This window comes from Bacteroides sp. 41_26, assembly GCF_949740115.1.
GTDB lineage: Bacteria > Bacteroidota > Bacteroidia > Bacteroidales > Bacteroidaceae > Bacteroides > Bacteroides nordii.
The window spans coordinates 23,918-40,207 of record NZ_CATJGZ010000045.1 but is presented as its reverse complement, the minus strand read 5'-3'; the positions used below and the strand labels follow the sequence as shown (position 1 = coordinate 40,207).

The following is a 16,290-nucleotide window of genomic DNA, read 5'->3' as shown; positions in this document are numbered from 1 at the left end:
TCATAACTTTGCACCGTTTTCAAATTCAATAGGTATAAAATATGATACGTCAGTGTGCCATTTTATTTGGCTGTTTGGCTTTGGGTGAATTGATTGTTTTTCTCACGGGAATTAAGCTCCCGTCCAGCATCATAGGAATGTTGTTGCTCACCCTATTTCTGAAATTAGGTTGGATCAAGTTGCATTGGGTGCAAGGTATGTCCGACTTCTTAGTTGCTAATCTGGGATTCTTCTTTATTCCACCAGGAGTTGCCCTTATGCTCTATTTTGACATCATTGAGGCACAATTCTGGCCGATAGTAGTTGCAACCCTTATCAGTACCATTCTGGTGCTTGTTGTCACCGGATGGGTTCACCAATTAACACGTAAAATCAAATGAATTATTTAGAAAATGAATTCTTCCTGTTGGCTATCACCTTCGGGATTTACTTCTTTGCCAAGTTACTGCAGAAGAAGACGGGATTTCTTTTGCTGAATCCTATTCTACTCACTATAGCCGTCCTTATCATTTTTCTGAAAATAGCCCATATCAGTTATGAAACTTACAATGAAGGCGGCCATCTGATTGAATTCTGGCTTAAACCGGCAGTAGTAGCGCTGGGGGTACCTCTGTATTTACAGTTGGAAACAATCAAAAAACAATTGCTACCCATATTATTATCACAGTTGGCTGGCTGTTTTGTCGGAGTTGTTTCCGTTGTACTGATAGCCAAACTAATGGGAGCTTCACAAGAAGTTATTCTCTCTCTGGCTCCGAAATCCGTAACTACTCCTATTGCCATGGAAGTAACTAAAACCTTAGGAGGTATTCCTTCGCTGACAGCAGCAGTAGTAGTCTGTGTCGGATTACTGGGGGCCATACTCGGATTCAAAACAATGAAACTGATGCATGTAGGTAGTCCGATAGCCCAGGGATTATCCATGGGAACCGCCGCTCATGCGGTAGGAACCTCCACTGCGATGGATATCAGCAGTAAATATGGAGCATATGCCAGTCTGGGATTGACATTAAACGGAATATTCACTGCATTATTAACTCCAACAATTCTCCGATTATTAGGTCTTCTCTAACAAAAACGTCCTCTATTTGTTATATTATTAAGCGAAAAGCAAAATAAATTTTATATGATAGATTTTAAGGATATTACTATCCAGGATAAGGATACCATTACATCTTACACGATGAACAGTAGTCGCCGTAATTGCGACCTTTCTTTTTCCAACCTTTGCAGTTGGAGATTTCTGTATAACACACAGTTCGCCATCATTGACGATTTCCTGGCATTCAAATTCTGGGTTGGAGACGAACTGGCCTATATGATGCCTGTCGGAAAAGGAAATCTGAAAAAGGTACTGGACCTGCTCATTGAAGACGCAAATCAGGAAGGACAACCGTTCTGCATGCTGGGTGTGTGTGCATGTATGAGAGAAGAACTTGAGGAGATCATGCCGGGACAGTTTACATTTACTGCTGACAGGGACTATGCAGATTATATCTACCTGCACACCGATCTGGCTACGCTAAAAGGAAAAAAATTCCAGTCTAAGCGAAACCACATCAATAAATTCCGGAATACATACGGTAACTATGAATATACCCCTATCACCTCCGATCGTATTCAGGAATGTTTAGATCTGGAAGCCGAATGGTGTAAAGTGAATAACTGTGACCAACAGGAAGGTACCGGCAATGAACGCCGTGCCCTGATTTATGCATTAAATCATTTCGAAGACCTGGGGCTAACAGGTGGAATACTTCACGTCGATGGCAAGATTGTTGCATTTACTTTCGGGATGCCTATCAACAAAGAGACTTTCGGTATACATGTAGAAAAAGCTGATACAACAATTGACGGGGCTTATGCCATGATCAACTATGAATTTGCCAATCACATCCCCGAACAATATATCTACATTAACCGCGAAGAGGATCTGGGTATTGAAGGCCTGCGAAAAGCCAAACTATCCTACCAGCCCGTTACTATTCTGGAGAAGTATATGGCATGCTTTAAAGAACATCCCCTGGAAATGATTAAATGGTAAGATAAAGAGATGACCAAACAACAGATAAAAGCTTTATGGAAGCTTTGTTTTGACGATAGCGATGCGTTCATCGATATGTATTTTCGCCTACGTTATAATGACGAAGTAAATATCGCTATAGAAAGTGGCAAAGAAGTAGTCTCTGCACTTCAGATGATACCCTATCCTATGACTTTTTGTGGCGAACAAATCCAGACCTCATATATCTCCGGTGCTTGTACCCATCCCGATTTCCGGGGAAACGGAGTCATGCGTGAGTTACTTTCACAGGCATTTGCACGCATGAGGTATAATCGCGTTGTTCTTAGTACACTGATCCCTGCAGAGCCCTGGTTGTTTGATTATTATGCGCGTATGGGGTATATGCCTGTATTTCGTTATTCGGAAAAAAAAATATCACAATGGGACATAAGTCCTGTGCCGGATATCTTCATAACGAAATTAGCAGATGCCAATGAAGAAGCATATCAATATCTCGACAAAAAAATGTCTGAGCGCTCTTGCTGTATTCAGCATACTTTTAGTGACTTTAAAGTAATTATCGCAGATTTGCTTATCAGTAAAGGCACATTCTATATAGCTACCGTTCAGGAACAGATAGCAGGCATAGCCGTTGTTTATCCGAATGGTAATGGATTACAAATAAATGAATTGCTGACAGAAAACGGCGAAATTGAAAAAGCATTGCTCTATCATATCCGGCAGGAAGCAGGCACCGACGCTATTACAATGATTACTCCCCCTATGGCTGCCGAAGAACAATATCCCCTCGGCATGGCACGTATCATTGATGCCAGAACTATTTTACAGTTCCATGCGGCCTTGCATCCGGAAATTGAAATGAACATAAAGCTAACAGACGAACAATTGGCTATAAATAATGGCTACTACTACCTTTACAAAGGAAAATGTAAATTCAGTAAAGAACGGTTGTTGGGTAGCCACCGACAATTGACCATCGGAGAACTATGCGAAAAGCTCTTCTCTCCATTGCAACCTTATATGAGTTTAATGTTGAATTAACAGCTATTATGCAAAGCGTTATTTACTAATCCTTTAGTACTCTTCTTTAGATTTAAGAACACAAAACATCCGGATGTTATTATACAAAACACCCGAATGTTTTAATTTACAACATGGGGATGTTTTCACTGACAACACCCGGATGTTGTTGATTCTTTCCATTTGATTTATGACAAGCAGAAATAGGGTAGTCTGATTGCATGATAAGTATTGACTTACACACTTAAAGTAGTGAACATAGTAGTGAGTATATAAAAGAGAGCATCCTGCACACCTCCCAGCTTTTGTCATTAAAACGCCAAGAAATAGTGTACAGGATGCAGGTGTGTTTCGGAAAGATTTGTATAAGATTAATTTAGAGTCCGCTAAAGTCTACACCTTCAAAAACCAGCGACGGAATACGCCAGGATGAAGACAATCGCGGATCGTTTCCTGTTTCGGACAACGACGACCAGAGAGTCAACATATTACCAGTCACATTCATTTCGGATACAGGCTGTGTCAGTTTCCCATTTTCAATAAGGAACCCTTCGATACCATACGAAAAGTCTCCTGTAGAACTGTTACAGTTACCACCATTAAAACCTGTCACAAGAATTCCATGATCTACTCCGGCTACCAGCCCGTCGAGATCCTTTAAGCCCGTTTGCATGACCAGAATAGAGGGTGAGTTAATAGTTGGAGAAACTCCCATCTTTCTGGCATTATAGGTATCAATAAAATAAGTTTTCAACACTCCATTCTCAAAAACCGGACGTCGCTCTGTTGCTACACCTTCACTATCAAAATAGCGGGCACCGGATGCTTGCAGCAGATGAGGTTCGTCTATTAATGTCATCTTATCGGCCAGTACTTTTTCATTCAGTTTATCCAGCAAGAAAGAATTTTTCTGCTGAAGAGAAGATCCATAAAGAGCATCCACCAAAGGACTAAGTAGCTGACTGACATTCATTGGATCTACCACCATCGTATATTTACCGGATTTCGCCTTTCTTTGCCCGACCTTACGCAATACACGTTCCAGGGCTTTCTGCCCGATGCCTGCTTTTACCAGTTTATCAAAATAGAGTGATGATTCATACCAGCCAGCCGAAGGGCGCGCCTCTCCTTCACCCTTTATTGCAACCTCGGCATAAAGAGAATACCAGCTTGACTTTGTTTCTCCTTCAAAACCATTACTGGTGATCCGGTATCCAAAATTATCTCCATCGCTATAAGAAGAACTGACAGAAATAATGCGGTCATCTTTGCCCAGTGCCTCTTCGGCAACAGCTTTTGCCAATGCTACTTTATCATCGGGGCGAATGGAAGAGAATTTTGCATCCAACAACTTCAAATCCGGACTTCCTCCTTTATAATAGCGGGAAGCATCCGGCAATACACGTGCCTCATCCTTTGCCAGATAACGGGTAGAGTCAATGCCATTCTTTATAAATGTTTCAAGTTCTTTCTTATCCAGCCGATTGGTAGAATAGGTTCCATAGCGTCCGTCTACATATAAGAAAATGGTCAGGCCATTTTCCGAAGCCTGCTGTAAACGGTCCATTTTGGCATCACGCAACTCAAAAGAAGAGTTTGATCCGGCATAAAGATTCACTTTTGCTTGCTGGCAACCATTCTTCAAGGCATAATCCATTGCCCATTGTGCCAGTTTTTTATTGCTATCTGAAATCATAAGAGTTGAAAGTTGAGAGTCGAAAACCGGGAATCAAACATATACCTTACCACATTCCCCGAAGTTTCAACTTTAATTTTTAATTTCTAATTTTTAGTTCTCACTGTTTCCTCAGTTTTCTCCTCCAACGGTCAGTTTACTAACCAACGCCGAAGGCATACCACAAGTCACCGGACAAGATTGTCCATCCTTTCCGCAAGTCCAGGTACCATTATCAATCTTGTCATTATTAGCCACCATAGTAATATCTGCCAATGCTTTCGGACCATTACCGATGATATTGATATCTTTAATGGGTTGTGTCAGTTTACCATCCTCAATCAGATAACCCGATTTCACAAAGAAAGTAAAATCACCTGCCCCAATCTGCACCTGTCCGTTTGTAAACTGATCGACAAAAATACCCTGTTTTACGGAAGCTATAATATCTTCCTCTTTCATATTGCCGGGTTCCATATACGTAGCACGCATACGGGGAATCGGCATATTCCGGAAGGTTTCGCGTCGTCCGTTTCCGGTTGGAGCAATACCATAATGTTTGGCACTGATACGGTCGTGCATATAACTGGTTAAAACTCCCTCTTTAACGAGATATGTTTTCTGTCCTTCCACTCCCTCGTCATCAAAGTTCACAGATCCACGGTTGAAAGGAATAGTACCGTCATCTATTACAGAAATATGTTCATTGCACACTTTCTTATTCAACTGATCGGAGAAAATAGAGACATTCTTACGATTGAAATCTGCTTCAAATGCATGTCCGATAGCCTCGTGTAACAGGATACCGGAACCTCCCGCACCCATCACCACAGGCATCTCTCCTCCTTTAGGCTTGATAGCTCTAAAAAGAATGGCTGTATTGTCCACAGCTTCGCGTGCCAGAATATCAACCAAGTCATCAGACAGAAACTCAAACCCTTTACGATAGGCTCGGGCAGCATAACTGTTTTCCATCTTTCCGTTTTCCTCCATAATACAGACTGCACCAAGCGTCACCATAGGCCGATAATCATAATACATCACGCCTTCACTATTACAGAAAAGAATATGTGATGTTGAATCACTTTGATTGGCCATTACTTTGGACACACGCTTATCCAATGCGAATATCTTGTCATTCAGCTTTTGAAGATAAGGCATCTTATCTTTCAAACTGATTTCCTCCCAAGGAGTAGTAATCGGATAGTAGTTTTTCTTCAATGTTTTTTCTGCCAGACGTACAGGACCGGATTTCTTCTTGCCGGATGCAATACGTGCAGCCGTACGTGCAGCATTCAACATATCGTCAAGCGTCACATTTTCCACATAGGCATAACCGGTTTGATCACCTGCAAGCACACGCACTCCCATACCAAAGTCTATATAGGAGTTACAGCTATTCACCGCCCCGTCTTTCAAACTGATTACATTGGTGAAGGTATGTTCAAAAAAGAGATCAGCATAATCTCCTCCTTTTTCAAGGGCTGCTGCCAATACTTTCTTCATATCTTCTTCGCTCACACCAAAATGGTTCATTGCCTGCGAAAGCGCTGCCTTCTGGTCAGCTCCTCCCAAAGCTCCCTTCACCGAAGGGATAGCCAACGCCGAGCCTGCAGCCAACGAACCTAATAATGCCATGCCTCCTGTTCTTATAAAATTTCGTCTGTCCATAATATATCTATTATTTTTAGGATTTCTTCGTTAATAAACTTTCCAGTTCTTCTGCACTCAAACGAAGGTAGAACTGCCCGCGATAAGCAACAGAAATCGACCCGGTCTCCTCTGATACGATAATAGCATGCGCATCCGACTCCTGCGATATCCCCATTGCAGCACGATGACGAAGCCCCAGTTCTTTGGGTATATCCAGATTGTGAGATACCGGCAGAATGCATCCGGCAGCTTTAATGCGCTTTTTACTTATTACCATCGCACCATCATGCAAAGGACTGTTTTTGAAAAAAATATTTTCTATCAAACGCTGATTTACATCCGCATTAATAATTTCTCCGGTACGTACTACCCCATCCAAAGGAACATTGTGTTCAATCACAATCAGGGCGCCTACCTTTTGTTTACCCATACTGATACATGCCATTACTACCGGCATGATATCTTCATGTTCTAATGACTCTTTTTTATTCCCGGTAAAAAAACGTGCCAGAGCATTGACATGCTGATGTGAACCAAGCGTAAGCAGGAAACGGCGTATCTCATCCTGAAAAAGTATAATCAGAGCCAGTACACCGACATTCATCAAAGTATTAAAAATAGAACCCAGCAGTTTCATTTCAAGCACCTGAGTTACTACCAGCCACATCAGGATCAGCACAAGAATACCTGTGAACACTTTGATAGAACCCGAAGCTTTCATCAATTTGTAGACATAGTACAAAAGGAAAGCCACCAACAGAATGTCAATAAAATCTTTGATACCAAACTCAAAGAACATACCGGCAGCCATGGCTATTATTTGATATTCACCCATATAAACATTTACAATTTATAACTAACAATTTTCTCCACCATCCTTACCGCTTCCACTGCTTCACGCACATCATGTACCCGTAGGATATTGGCTCCTTTCATTAAGGCAACCGTATCCAATACAGCCGTTCCGTTCAGAGCGTCTTGCGGTGTGCCTCCAAGCAAACGATAAATCATTGACTTTCTTGAAACACCCACTAATAAAGGCAGTTCGAAAACACTGAACTCTTCAAGATGTGCCATCAGTTCATAATTATGCTCCAGCGTCTTACCAAAGCCAAATCCCGGATCAAGAATGATGTCCTTCACACCCAAGTCACGCAACTGTTGCACCTTCATGGCGAAATACATAAACACCTCTTTAAGTAAATCGTCATAATGTGGCTCAGATTGCATATTTTGAGGCGTACCTTGCATATGCATCATGATATAAGGCACTCCCAACCGGGCAACAGTTTCAAACATTTTCGGGTCCATCTCTCCGGCTGCAATGTCATTGATGATAGCAACACCATATTCCTTTACACATTGTTCTGCCACATCAGCCCGAAACGTATCTACAGAAACTACAGCGTCCGGATGATTACGAACCACAATTTCCAGTCCTGTCCGTAAACGACGCATCTCTTCTTCGGCAGAGATGTTTTCCGCGTTAGGGCGGGAAGAGTAAGCACCAATATCAATTATAGAAGCACCTTCGGCCAATATTTGTTGTGCACGTCCGGCAATATCTGCCTCAGTTTGCATCCGGCTTCCGGCATAAAAAGAATCAGGAGTAACATTCAGAATACCCATCACTTGTGGGACAGAGAGATCGAGCAGTTGCCCGTTGACATTCAAATATCTATGCGCTAATGAGTTCATTAATCTCGTTTTTCGGTTAGATTATTGCAAATGTAGAGAAAAAAAGCAAGTAACCGCTTATTATCATAAGAAATTGTACCGGATACGGTATTCTCTTAGCGCTCATTAAGAAAGAATCTTATCAAATAAAGAGAAAGGGAAGAGATTTCCAGTTATTCTTTTCACACGATTCAAGATTATACTCTATCTTTGCTGCCGTCTTTATAACTATAGAAAGAATATGGAACTCTCTGCTCTCTACCAGATATTTCTGGAATGTAATACAGTAACTACGGATAGCCGCAATTGCCCTAAAGGCTCTATGTTCATTGCCCTCAAAGGTGATTCATTCAATGGGAATGCTTTCGCCACACAAGCTATTAACGATGGGTGCGCATATGCGATTGTTGACGAAGCAGCTCATGTAGTGAAAGGTGATAAACGCTACATCCTTGTAAACAGCTGCATCGAAACGTTACAACAGCTGGCCAACTATCACCGCAAACAATTGGGTACCCGAATTATCGGTATCACCGGAACTAACGGAAAAACAACCACGAAAGAATTAATCTCAGCCGTGTTGTCACAATCCTATAATGTTCTTTATACGCAAGGCAATTTAAACAACCACATCGGAGTACCTGTTACCCTTCTTCGCCTGAAAGCAGAACATGATCTTGCGGTCATCGAAATGGGCGCCAGTCATCCGGGAGAAATTAAATTCTTAGCAGAAATAGTCGAGCCGGATTACGGCATCATTACTAACGTGGCTAAAGCACACCTCGAGGGTTTCGGCTCATTTGAAGGAGTTATAAAAACCAAAGGAGAACTGTATGATTTTCTACGTAAAAAAGAGGGTTCAACTATCTTTATTCACCACGACAATCCATATCTTATGAATATTTCTTCCGGACTGAATCAAATACCTTACGGAAGTGATGAATCACTCTATGTCAATGGTCATGTGACAGGGAACTCGCCTTACCTTACCTTTGAATGGAAAGCAGGAAAGAGCGGTGAAAATTATGAAGTAGAAACCCAGCTGATAGGAGAATATAATTTCCCTAACGCTTTGGCTGCTGTTACTATCGGACGCTTCTTTGAAGTTGAACCGCAAAAAATAAATAAAGCACTCACTGAATATGCTCCGCAAAACAATCGTTCGCAGTTGAAAAAAACAGCCGAGAACACGCTGATTATCGATGCTTATAATGCCAATCCTACAAGTATGATGGCAGCACTGGAGAACTTTAATAAAATGACGGTTGCGCATAAGATGTTAATACTGGGAGATATGCGCGAACTGGGAGCTGAAAGTGCAGCTGAGCACCAAAAGATAGTAGACTTCATTAAAGCATGCGAGTTTGAGAAAGTCATATTTGTTGGAAGCCTGTTTGCTGCAGCCGAACATTCATACCAGACATACTCCAATGCCCAAGAACTCATACAGGCATTACAAGCCGATAAACCTAAAGATTATACTATCTTAATAAAGGGGTCTAACGGAATAAAACTTAGTTCAGTAGTAGATTATTTATAATCTGCTACTGTTTTCCTCTTATTGTTTGTTTCAACATCCGGGGGCGTACCCAATAGTAACCGATAAGACTGGCAAAAATTGCCCCCAAAGAATTGGCTGTAAAGTCTAACCAATCTCCTCCACGATAGGTTGTACAATACTCTTGTAACAACTCTATACAACCGCTAAACAATACCGGGCAAACGAAAGCACCTACCCATGCATGCCACATTGGAGAATCTCCTTTTCTGTGAGTACGCAAAAACTCCAGCCACAACATGCCGGACATACCGAAATACATACAAAAATGAACAATTTTATCTATATTAGGTATTTTACTTAACTCTGTTGAAGGTGGTCTGAAAAACGACAGATAGATAACTACCAGAATTATTAACAGAGAAACCGGGTATTTCTTAATATAATAAAGCATATCTAAATAAATTACAGATGTTGGGCAAATATAAGGAACATTTCTTATATTTGCATGTTTAAGTAAGATAAATATATCGAATTGTAAGATAAATAAAGCTTTTATGACTAAAAATGACAGAGCGAACTTTGGCAGTAAGTTAGGGGTGATTCTTGCCTCTGCAGGATCAGCCGTAGGACTGGGTAATATATGGAGGTTTCCATACGAAACCGGTAATCATGGCGGTGCCGCTTTTATCATTATTTATCTGGGTTGTATTTTTCTTCTGGGACTTCCGATCATGGTATCCGAATTCCTTATTGGACGCCATTCTCGTTCAAACACCGCCAGAGCTTATCAAAAGCTGGCTCCCGGTACGCATTGGCGTTGGGTAGGACGTATGGGAGTACTTGCCGGTTTCCTTATTCTCAGTTATTATTCGGTAGTAGCCGGATGGACCCTCGAATATATTTTCGAAGCATTAGCCAATGGCTTCTCAGGTAAGACTCCGGACGAATTTATTTCTTCATTTCAGACATTCTCAAGCAATCCATGGCGACCGGCGATTTGGCTGATCCTATTTCTACTCGGTACTCATTTTATTATCGTGAAAGGTGTAGAGAAGGGGATAGAGAAATCTTCTAAGATAATGATGCCTATGCTGTTTATTATCATCCTCATATTAGTAGTATGTTCTGTATCTTTGCCAGGCGCAAGCAGAGGTATTGAGTTTCTACTTAAACCAGATTTCAGCAAGGTAGACGGAAATGTATTCTTAAGCGCAATGGGACAAGCCTTTTTCTCACTTAGCCTAGGGATGGGATGTCTTTGTACTTATGCTTCCTATTTCAGTAAAAAGACCAATTTAACTAAGACAGCCTTCAGCGTAGGGATTATTGATACAATTGTAGCGGTACTTGCAGGATTCATCATCTTCCCGGCTGCTTTCTCTGTGGGTATTCAGCCGGATGCAGGTCCAAGCCTCATCTTTATTACCCTGCCTAATGTGTTCCAGCAGGCATTCAGTGGAGTACCGTTATTGGCGTATATATTCTCTGTGATGTTTTATGTACTGCTGGCAGTGGCTGCTCTTACTTCTACTATCTCTTTGCATGAAGTTGTTACAGCTTACTTGCACGAAGAGTTTAAGTTTACTCGCCACCGGGCAGCATTATTTGTTACAGGAGGGTGTATCTTCCTCGGTATACTCTGCTCCCTGTCACTTGGAGTAACAAAGGGTATCACAGTTTTCGGATTAGGAATGTTCGACCTGTTTGATTTTGTAACCGCAAAAATCATGTTACCGCTGGGCGGATTGTGTATTTCAATATTTACCGGATGGTACCTGGACAAGAAAATTGTCTGGAGCGAGATTACAAACAACGGTACACTAAAAGTTCCCGTTTATAAACTTATCATTTTCATTTTGAAATATATTGCACCAATAGCAATTTCCTGTATCTTTATCAATGAGTTAGGATTACTTAAATAATATGATATGTGGAAAGACTTTTTCTACTTTTCACGTACAGAACGGCAGGGTATTATAATCCTTGCCGTTTTGATTATTATGGTCGGTATAGTTTCATGGTTTATACCACCAAGAGAAATCTCGAAAATTGAAGATAACCAAAAGTTCGAAAAAGAGTATGCCCATTTTATGGCATCGCTGAAAGAAAGAGAACAACAAAGAGAAACAAGTTACAAAAGCCACCAGTACAAAAAACGAGAAGTAATACTCGCTTCTTTCGATCCTAATACGGCAGACTCTATTACTTTTCTTAACCTGGGACTTCCGCCATGGATGGCAAAGAATATTCTGAAATACCGTACCAAAGGAGGACGCTTCCGTAAACAGAGTGACTTCCAAAAAGTATATGGATTGACAGAAAAGCAATACACAACTCTCGAACCTTATATATCCATAGCAGATATACCGAAAGAGCAGGATACAATTCGACTGTTTAGTCAACAGGAACCACGGGATACTCTACAATATTACAAATATCCAAGTGGAACAACAATCAGCTTAAACCAGGCTGACACCACTGAATTTAAAAAAATCCCGGGTATAGGAAGCGCCATTGCCCGTATGATTGTAGGATATAGGAAAAAGCTGGGAGGATTCTACCAAATAGAGCAGTTGCAAGATATTCATCTGGATACGGATAAACTACATGAATGGTTGTTTGTCAACAAGAATGAGACCCAACAGATAAACCTGAATAAAGCAGGTATTGAAAGACTTAAAGCACATCCCTACATTAATTTTTATCAAGCAAAGGTTATTGTTGAGTATCGCAAGAAAAAAGGAGAAATAGAGAGTCTGAGCCAATTAAAGCTCTATGATGAATTTTCTGAAAAAGATTTTGAACGAATATCACCCTATGTCAGCTTTCATTAAAATAAAAAAGATGCATCCTTATCACACTAGATAAGAATGCATCACACACAAACAAAACAAACACTCTACCTACCATCTTCACAGACTTCTGTAGAGAAGCGATATAAAGATACGGCTAATTGATTAATATTAATAACCAATCAGCCATATGGTATCATTTTTTAGATTTTCCTCCTTCGTATTAACACTTATTAATTATACCGTCTATCATATGAACAGTACGGTCTGTAATCTGAGCTAACCCTTCATCATGTGTTACGATCACAAATGTCTGCTCCAGACGATCACGAAGTTCAAAGAACAATTGATGTAATTCTTCCTTATTATGCGTATCCAGGCTACCTGAAGGCTCATCAGCTAATATTACTGCCGGATTATTGATAAGAGCACGGGCTACAGCGACCCGTTGTTTTTCTCCACCGGAGAGTTCATTGGGTTTATGGGAAGCACGCTCTGCCAATCCCATAAAGTTTAATATCTCTAATGCATGCGCTGTGGCTTCCTTGGAAGATACCCCGGCTATCAACGCGGGAATCATAATATTTTCTAATGCCGTAAACTCAGGAAGCAACTGATGAAACTGAAAAACAAAGCCGATATGCTTATTACGAAAAGCAGAAAGCTCTTTTTCCTTCATTTTACTGACATTCGTACCATCGATATAGATATGACCGGCATCCGGTTCATCAAGCGTACCCATAATCTGCAACAGAGTAGTTTTACCAGCACCACTTGGTCCGACAATACTCACAACTTCTCCTTTATTTATCTCCAGATCAATACCTTTAAGAACCTGTAAAGAGCCGAAGCTTTTAGTAATTCCTTCTAATTTTATCATATAATAATGTGCTAATGTGGCAATATGCCAATGTGCCAATTGGTATGTTGCTATAGTGCAGCCAATTGGCACATTGGCATATCAGCACATTGAATAATTATTCATAATCGTTTTATAACATACTCTGCCAGATAGCAACCAAAAACGGCAGGCATATAACTCACCGTACCACAAGTTGACTTCTTATTCATTTCATCATCAGTCAGCAACACAGCGTTAGGATCCGCTTGTTCCGTACTAAATACTACCGGCACTTTTCGTTTAACTCCCATCTTCTGCAAACGTTTCCGGACAGCTTTACTCAATCCGCAATGATAGGTATCCCAAAGGTCGGCAAAACGAACTTGAGTTATATCACTTTTTGCCCCGGCTCCCATACTGGATACAATCTTAATACGGCGTTGCAAAGCATGATAAATGAGATAGCATTTAGGGCTCAACGTATCTATGGCATCAACAATAAAATCATATTGGGCAGCATCCAGCAGTTCCGGGATATTTTCATCTTTCAGAAAAACGGGTAACACTTTTAAATCCAGTTCCGGATTAATATCTTTAAATCTGGCTTCCAATATATTGGCTTTAGGCATTCCCAGGGTAGAATGCAAAGCCGGTAACTGACGATTTAGATTGGTAGGCTGAACCGTATCAGCATCTACAATCGTCATTCGCCCCACTCCGGCACGGCAAATCATTTCTGCTGCATAAGCACCTACTCCACCCAAACCGACTACAAGTACATGGGCATTACGCAACCGCTCCATCTTCTCTTCACCTAACAAGAGTGCTGTTCTTTGCTTCCAGTTTTCCATCAATTTTTCTTAAACCATTTATAAAACCACTTACCTACCTTTTCATAATGCTGCGACTCATTACTACCACGTGGATTTGAGAAAGAAATAGCTTCCTGAGGTTCTCCCAACTGATCCGGATATAAAATAATAAGGCTATTATTTGAGAAATACTTCCCGAGTTGGGCCGGTAGTTTTTCAAAAGCCGGATCATAAGAGATAGATCCCCGGCGAGCACTGACTACAACCAGTAAATGATCATAATTCACTTGACCGGTAAGCAATAGCAAGTCTCCCCAATCGTCCAGACGGGAGAAATCTGTCATGGTCAATCCATATTTCTTTTTCACCAATTGCTGTAAGTATCTCAACGTCTGTTCATTCGCAAAGAAGTGCGCACGACATCCCAGGATGTTTGCCATGCGACAAAAATGTTCCACCCACTTCTGAAATCCGGCTTCGTACTCCGCCTTCGGAGGGACAGCAATAATAATACGCCGAAGCGTATTAACCGGCATAAGGAACTTGGCTATCATTACTTCCCTATGTAACCCCTTCAACAAACTATCTGCCAGATTACCAAAGAAAGAGTCTACAATATTGACCTTACGATGTAATCCGATTACCACATCAGTCACTTCATATTCTTTTGCTGTATGGATAATACCGGAGGCAATATTAAGATCATACCGGCTCACCTGTGACAAAGGCACATCCGCTGATGCAGCTATCATAGCAGCACGTTCCAAATTTCTTTTACCACACAACTCCAAACGTTCCGAACTACTGTTATCATTAATCACATTCAACGCCAGCAAATTATTTTTTTGTTTAGAATCGCGGATCAGCAAAGACAAGTTTATCAAATCATCAATAGTATCCGGATTTGCCACCGGAATCAGAATCTTCTCAGGTGTCTCCTTTTTACTATTTTCCGTATCCAACTGTGCTTCATGCATAGCGAGCTTACGAGCAGCCCGTTCAGTAGCAAACGAGCTGATGATGCAAGTGAACAGAATTAATACAATAGTACCATTCAACACATCCTCATTCAATAATCGCTCGCCACTGGGCAAAATAATATTATAGCCCACAAGTACGGCTGCCAGCGTAGCTGCCGCCTGTGCATTGCTAAGCCCAAACATCAACTCTCTCTCGATAGCTTTCATCTTATAGATTTTCTGAGTAAGCCACGAAGCAATCCACTTACTCGCCAATGCAACAGTAGTCATTACTACTGCCACTTTTAAAGCGTCACCATGTCCAAAGAGAATTTTAATATCAATCAACATTCCCACTCCAATCAGGAAGTATGGAATAAACAAAGCATTACCCACAAACTCCAGATGATTCATTAACGGAGATACATGGGGAATAAGACGATTTAAGACCAATCCGGCAAGAAATGCTCCCAAAATACCTTCCATTCCTACAAACTCCATCAATCCGGCTCCCAGGAAAACCATTGCCAGAACAAAAATAAACTGCATCACATTGTCGTCGTACTTTCGAAAGAACCAACGTCCGATACGAGGAAAAAAGAAGATAATAAGAAAACCCAGGAAAATAACTTTAACTACCAGCCACAACCAGAACATCTCCGAAGACTCACCTTTAAACAATCCACCAATAACCGCCAGCACCAACAAAGTCAATGTATCGGTAACCGCTGTTCCTCCAACGGCAATACTTACACTTCGATGACGTGATACTCCGTAACGAATCACAATAGGATAAGCCACAAGCGTATGGGAAGCATACATACTGGCGAGTAACACAGAGGTAATGAACCCATATTTCAATACCGTCATGTTAGTGATAAACCCCAGTGCCATAGGAATGACAAATGCCAACAGCCCTAATACCACAGCTTTACCACGATTCTGTTTAAAGTCCCCCATGTTCATTTCGAGCCCGGCCAGAAACATTATGTAATAGAGACCTACTTTTCCAAAAAGTTCAAAACTACTATCGCGTGCCAGAATATTGAATCCATGTTCACCAATCACCACACCAGCCAGAATCATTCCGATTATATGTGGAATACGAAGCCGGCCCAACACCATAGGAGCAAACAATATGATAAGAAGTACAAGGAGAAATATCCATGTAGGATCTGTTATAGGTAGGTTTAAATTAAAATCGGGCCACTGCATATATCTAAGTTTTACGTTTTCTCTGCAAAATAACAAAAAAGTTATCAATTATATGCCAGAATGTTATAATTTTGCAGTCAATTATTTGCTATTCGGAAGAATAGTAAGCGAAATACAAT

General features: G+C 41.0%; 15 protein-coding genes. 7 read left to right on the top strand and 8 right to left on the bottom strand.

All coding sequences use genetic code 11. From position 1 onward, the window contains the following. Window positions 1-41: 41 nt before the first annotated feature. The 4 genes from QX565_RS02085 to QX565_RS02070 are packed head-to-tail and all read left to right on the top strand — an operon-like array spanning window position 42 to window position 3,067. Entirely contained in the window at window positions 42-380 is a 339-nt protein-coding gene (locus QX565_RS02085) for a CidA/LrgA family protein (protein WP_002558953.1), read from the top strand. Continuing rightward, window positions 377-1,072, top strand: coding sequence for an LrgB family protein (locus tag QX565_RS02080; RefSeq protein ID WP_289291017.1), 696 nt, complete (start codon window positions 377-379; stop codon window positions 1,070-1,072). The genes QX565_RS02085 and QX565_RS02080 overlap by 4 nt, the downstream gene beginning before the upstream one ends. Window positions 1,073-1,126: 54 nt before the next feature. Continuing rightward, window positions 1,127-2,044: a DUF2156 domain-containing protein gene (locus QX565_RS02075; protein WP_289291015.1), complete on the top strand. Its 918-nt coding sequence runs from the start codon at window positions 1,127-1,129 to the stop codon at window positions 2,042-2,044. Window positions 2,045-2,053: 9 nt separating this feature from the next. Beyond that, window positions 2,054-3,067: a GNAT family N-acetyltransferase gene (locus QX565_RS02070; RefSeq protein WP_289291013.1), complete on the top strand. Its 1,014-nt coding sequence runs from the start codon at window positions 2,054-2,056 to the stop codon at window positions 3,065-3,067. A 355-nt stretch (window positions 3,068-3,422) separates the two neighbouring features. On the opposite strand, the gene QX565_RS02065 is transcribed toward QX565_RS02070, so the two are convergent. The 4 genes from QX565_RS02065 to folP all read right to left on the bottom strand — a co-directional run bounded on the left by QX565_RS02065 (window position 3,423) and on the right by folP (window position 8,072). After that, entirely contained in the window at window positions 3,423-4,742 is a 1,320-nt protein-coding gene (locus QX565_RS02065; protein ID WP_289291011.1) for a TldD/PmbA family protein, read from the bottom strand. 111 nt (window positions 4,743-4,853) lie between these two features. Beyond that, entirely contained in the window at window positions 4,854-6,392 is a 1,539-nt protein-coding gene (locus QX565_RS02060) for a TldD/PmbA family protein (protein WP_289291009.1), read from the bottom strand. Window positions 6,393-6,408: 16 nt separating this feature from the next. Next, on the bottom strand, window positions 6,409-7,173 hold the full coding sequence (gene cdaA, locus QX565_RS02055) for a diadenylate cyclase CdaA (protein WP_289291059.1): 765 nt from the start codon (window positions 7,171-7,173) through the stop codon (window positions 6,409-6,411). Window positions 7,174-7,217: 44 nt separating this feature from the next. Further along, window positions 7,218-8,072, bottom strand: a complete 855-nt coding sequence (gene folP, locus QX565_RS02050; protein WP_289291007.1) for a dihydropteroate synthase — start codon at window positions 8,070-8,072, stop codon at window positions 7,218-7,220. A 220-nt stretch (window positions 8,073-8,292) separates the two neighbouring features. Between folP and QX565_RS02045 the strand changes: the two genes are divergently transcribed. Continuing rightward, complete coding sequence (locus tag QX565_RS02045; protein ID WP_289291005.1) at window positions 8,293-9,591, top strand: UDP-N-acetylmuramoyl-tripeptide--D-alanyl-D-alanine ligase; 1,299 nt, start codon at window positions 8,293-8,295, stop codon at window positions 9,589-9,591. A 4-nt stretch (window positions 9,592-9,595) separates the two neighbouring features. Here QX565_RS02045 and QX565_RS02040 read toward each other — a convergent pair whose 3' ends face one another. After that, a complete protein-coding gene (locus QX565_RS02040; RefSeq protein ID WP_289291003.1) occupies window positions 9,596-10,003 on the bottom strand; it encodes a VanZ family protein in 408 nt (135 codons plus the stop codon). Between the two features lie 103 nt (window positions 10,004-10,106). Here QX565_RS02040 and QX565_RS02035 point away from each other — a divergent pair, with 103 nt between their 5' ends. Together QX565_RS02035 and QX565_RS02030 are read left to right on the top strand one after the other, a co-directional pair. Continuing rightward, a complete protein-coding gene (locus QX565_RS02035) occupies window positions 10,107-11,474 on the top strand; it encodes a sodium-dependent transporter (protein ID WP_289291002.1) in 1,368 nt (455 codons plus the stop codon). A gap of 6 nt (window positions 11,475-11,480) precedes the next feature. Beyond that, the gene (locus QX565_RS02030) at window positions 11,481-12,386 is read left to right on the top strand and encodes a ComEA family DNA-binding protein (RefSeq protein ID WP_289291000.1); all 906 of its coding nucleotides are present in this window, start codon (window positions 11,481-11,483) and stop codon (window positions 12,384-12,386) included. 181 nt (window positions 12,387-12,567) lie between these two features. Here the strand turns inward: QX565_RS02030 and QX565_RS02025 are convergent, their stop codons facing one another. From QX565_RS02025 to QX565_RS02015, 3 genes are all read right to left on the bottom strand, one after another. After that, the gene (locus QX565_RS02025; protein ID WP_289290998.1) at window positions 12,568-13,224 is read right to left on the bottom strand and encodes an ABC transporter ATP-binding protein; all 657 of its coding nucleotides are present in this window, start codon (window positions 13,222-13,224) and stop codon (window positions 12,568-12,570) included. 101 nt (window positions 13,225-13,325) lie between these two features. Further along, the gene (locus QX565_RS02020) at window positions 13,326-14,036 is read right to left on the bottom strand and encodes a tRNA threonylcarbamoyladenosine dehydratase (protein WP_289290996.1); all 711 of its coding nucleotides are present in this window, start codon (window positions 14,034-14,036) and stop codon (window positions 13,326-13,328) included. After that, the gene (locus tag QX565_RS02015) at window positions 14,036-16,171 is read right to left on the bottom strand and encodes a cation:proton antiporter domain-containing protein (RefSeq protein WP_289290994.1); all 2,136 of its coding nucleotides are present in this window, start codon (window positions 16,169-16,171) and stop codon (window positions 14,036-14,038) included. Before QX565_RS02015 ends, QX565_RS02020 begins: the two co-directional genes overlap by 1 nt. Window positions 16,172-16,290 lie beyond the last annotated feature (119 nt).

What these genes read in the sequence shown, in the direction of transcription:
- QX565_RS02015 (WP_289290994.1), bottom strand. Translation starts at nt 16,171, where the DNA reads ATGCAGTGGCCCGATTTTAATTTAAACCTACCTATAACAGATCCTACA.
- QX565_RS02025 (WP_289290998.1), bottom strand. Translation starts at nt 13,224, where the DNA reads ATGATAAAATTAGAAGGAATTACTAAAAGCTTCGGCTCTTTACAGGTT.
- cdaA (WP_289291059.1), bottom strand. Translation starts at nt 7,173, where the DNA reads ATGTTCTTTGAGTTTGGTATCAAAGATTTTATTGACATTCTGTTGGTG.
- QX565_RS02045 (WP_289291005.1), top strand. Translation starts at nt 8,293, where the DNA reads ATGGAACTCTCTGCTCTCTACCAGATATTTCTGGAATGTAATACAGTA.
- QX565_RS02060 (WP_289291009.1), bottom strand. Translation starts at nt 6,392, where the DNA reads ATGGACAGACGAAATTTTATAAGAACAGGAGGCATGGCATTATTAGGT.
- QX565_RS02030 (WP_289291000.1), top strand. Translation starts at nt 11,481, where the DNA reads ATGTGGAAAGACTTTTTCTACTTTTCACGTACAGAACGGCAGGGTATT.
- QX565_RS02040 (WP_289291003.1), bottom strand. Translation starts at nt 10,003, where the DNA reads ATGCTTTATTATATTAAGAAATACCCGGTTTCTCTGTTAATAATTCTG.
- folP (WP_289291007.1), bottom strand. Translation starts at nt 8,072, where the DNA reads ATGAACTCATTAGCGCATAGATATTTGAATGTCAACGGGCAACTGCTC.
- QX565_RS02020 (WP_289290996.1), bottom strand. Translation starts at nt 14,036, where the DNA reads ATGGAAAACTGGAAGCAAAGAACAGCACTCTTGTTAGGTGAAGAGAAG.
- QX565_RS02065 (WP_289291011.1), bottom strand. Translation starts at nt 4,742, where the DNA reads ATGATTTCAGATAGCAATAAAAAACTGGCACAATGGGCAATGGATTAT.
- QX565_RS02035 (WP_289291002.1), top strand. Translation starts at nt 10,107, where the DNA reads ATGACTAAAAATGACAGAGCGAACTTTGGCAGTAAGTTAGGGGTGATT.
- QX565_RS02085 (WP_002558953.1), top strand. Translation starts at nt 42, where the DNA reads ATGATACGTCAGTGTGCCATTTTATTTGGCTGTTTGGCTTTGGGTGAA.
- QX565_RS02080 (WP_289291017.1), top strand. Translation starts at nt 377, where the DNA reads ATGAATTATTTAGAAAATGAATTCTTCCTGTTGGCTATCACCTTCGGG.
- QX565_RS02075 (WP_289291015.1), top strand. Translation starts at nt 1,127, where the DNA reads ATGATAGATTTTAAGGATATTACTATCCAGGATAAGGATACCATTACA.
- QX565_RS02070 (WP_289291013.1), top strand. Translation starts at nt 2,054, where the DNA reads ATGACCAAACAACAGATAAAAGCTTTATGGAAGCTTTGTTTTGACGAT.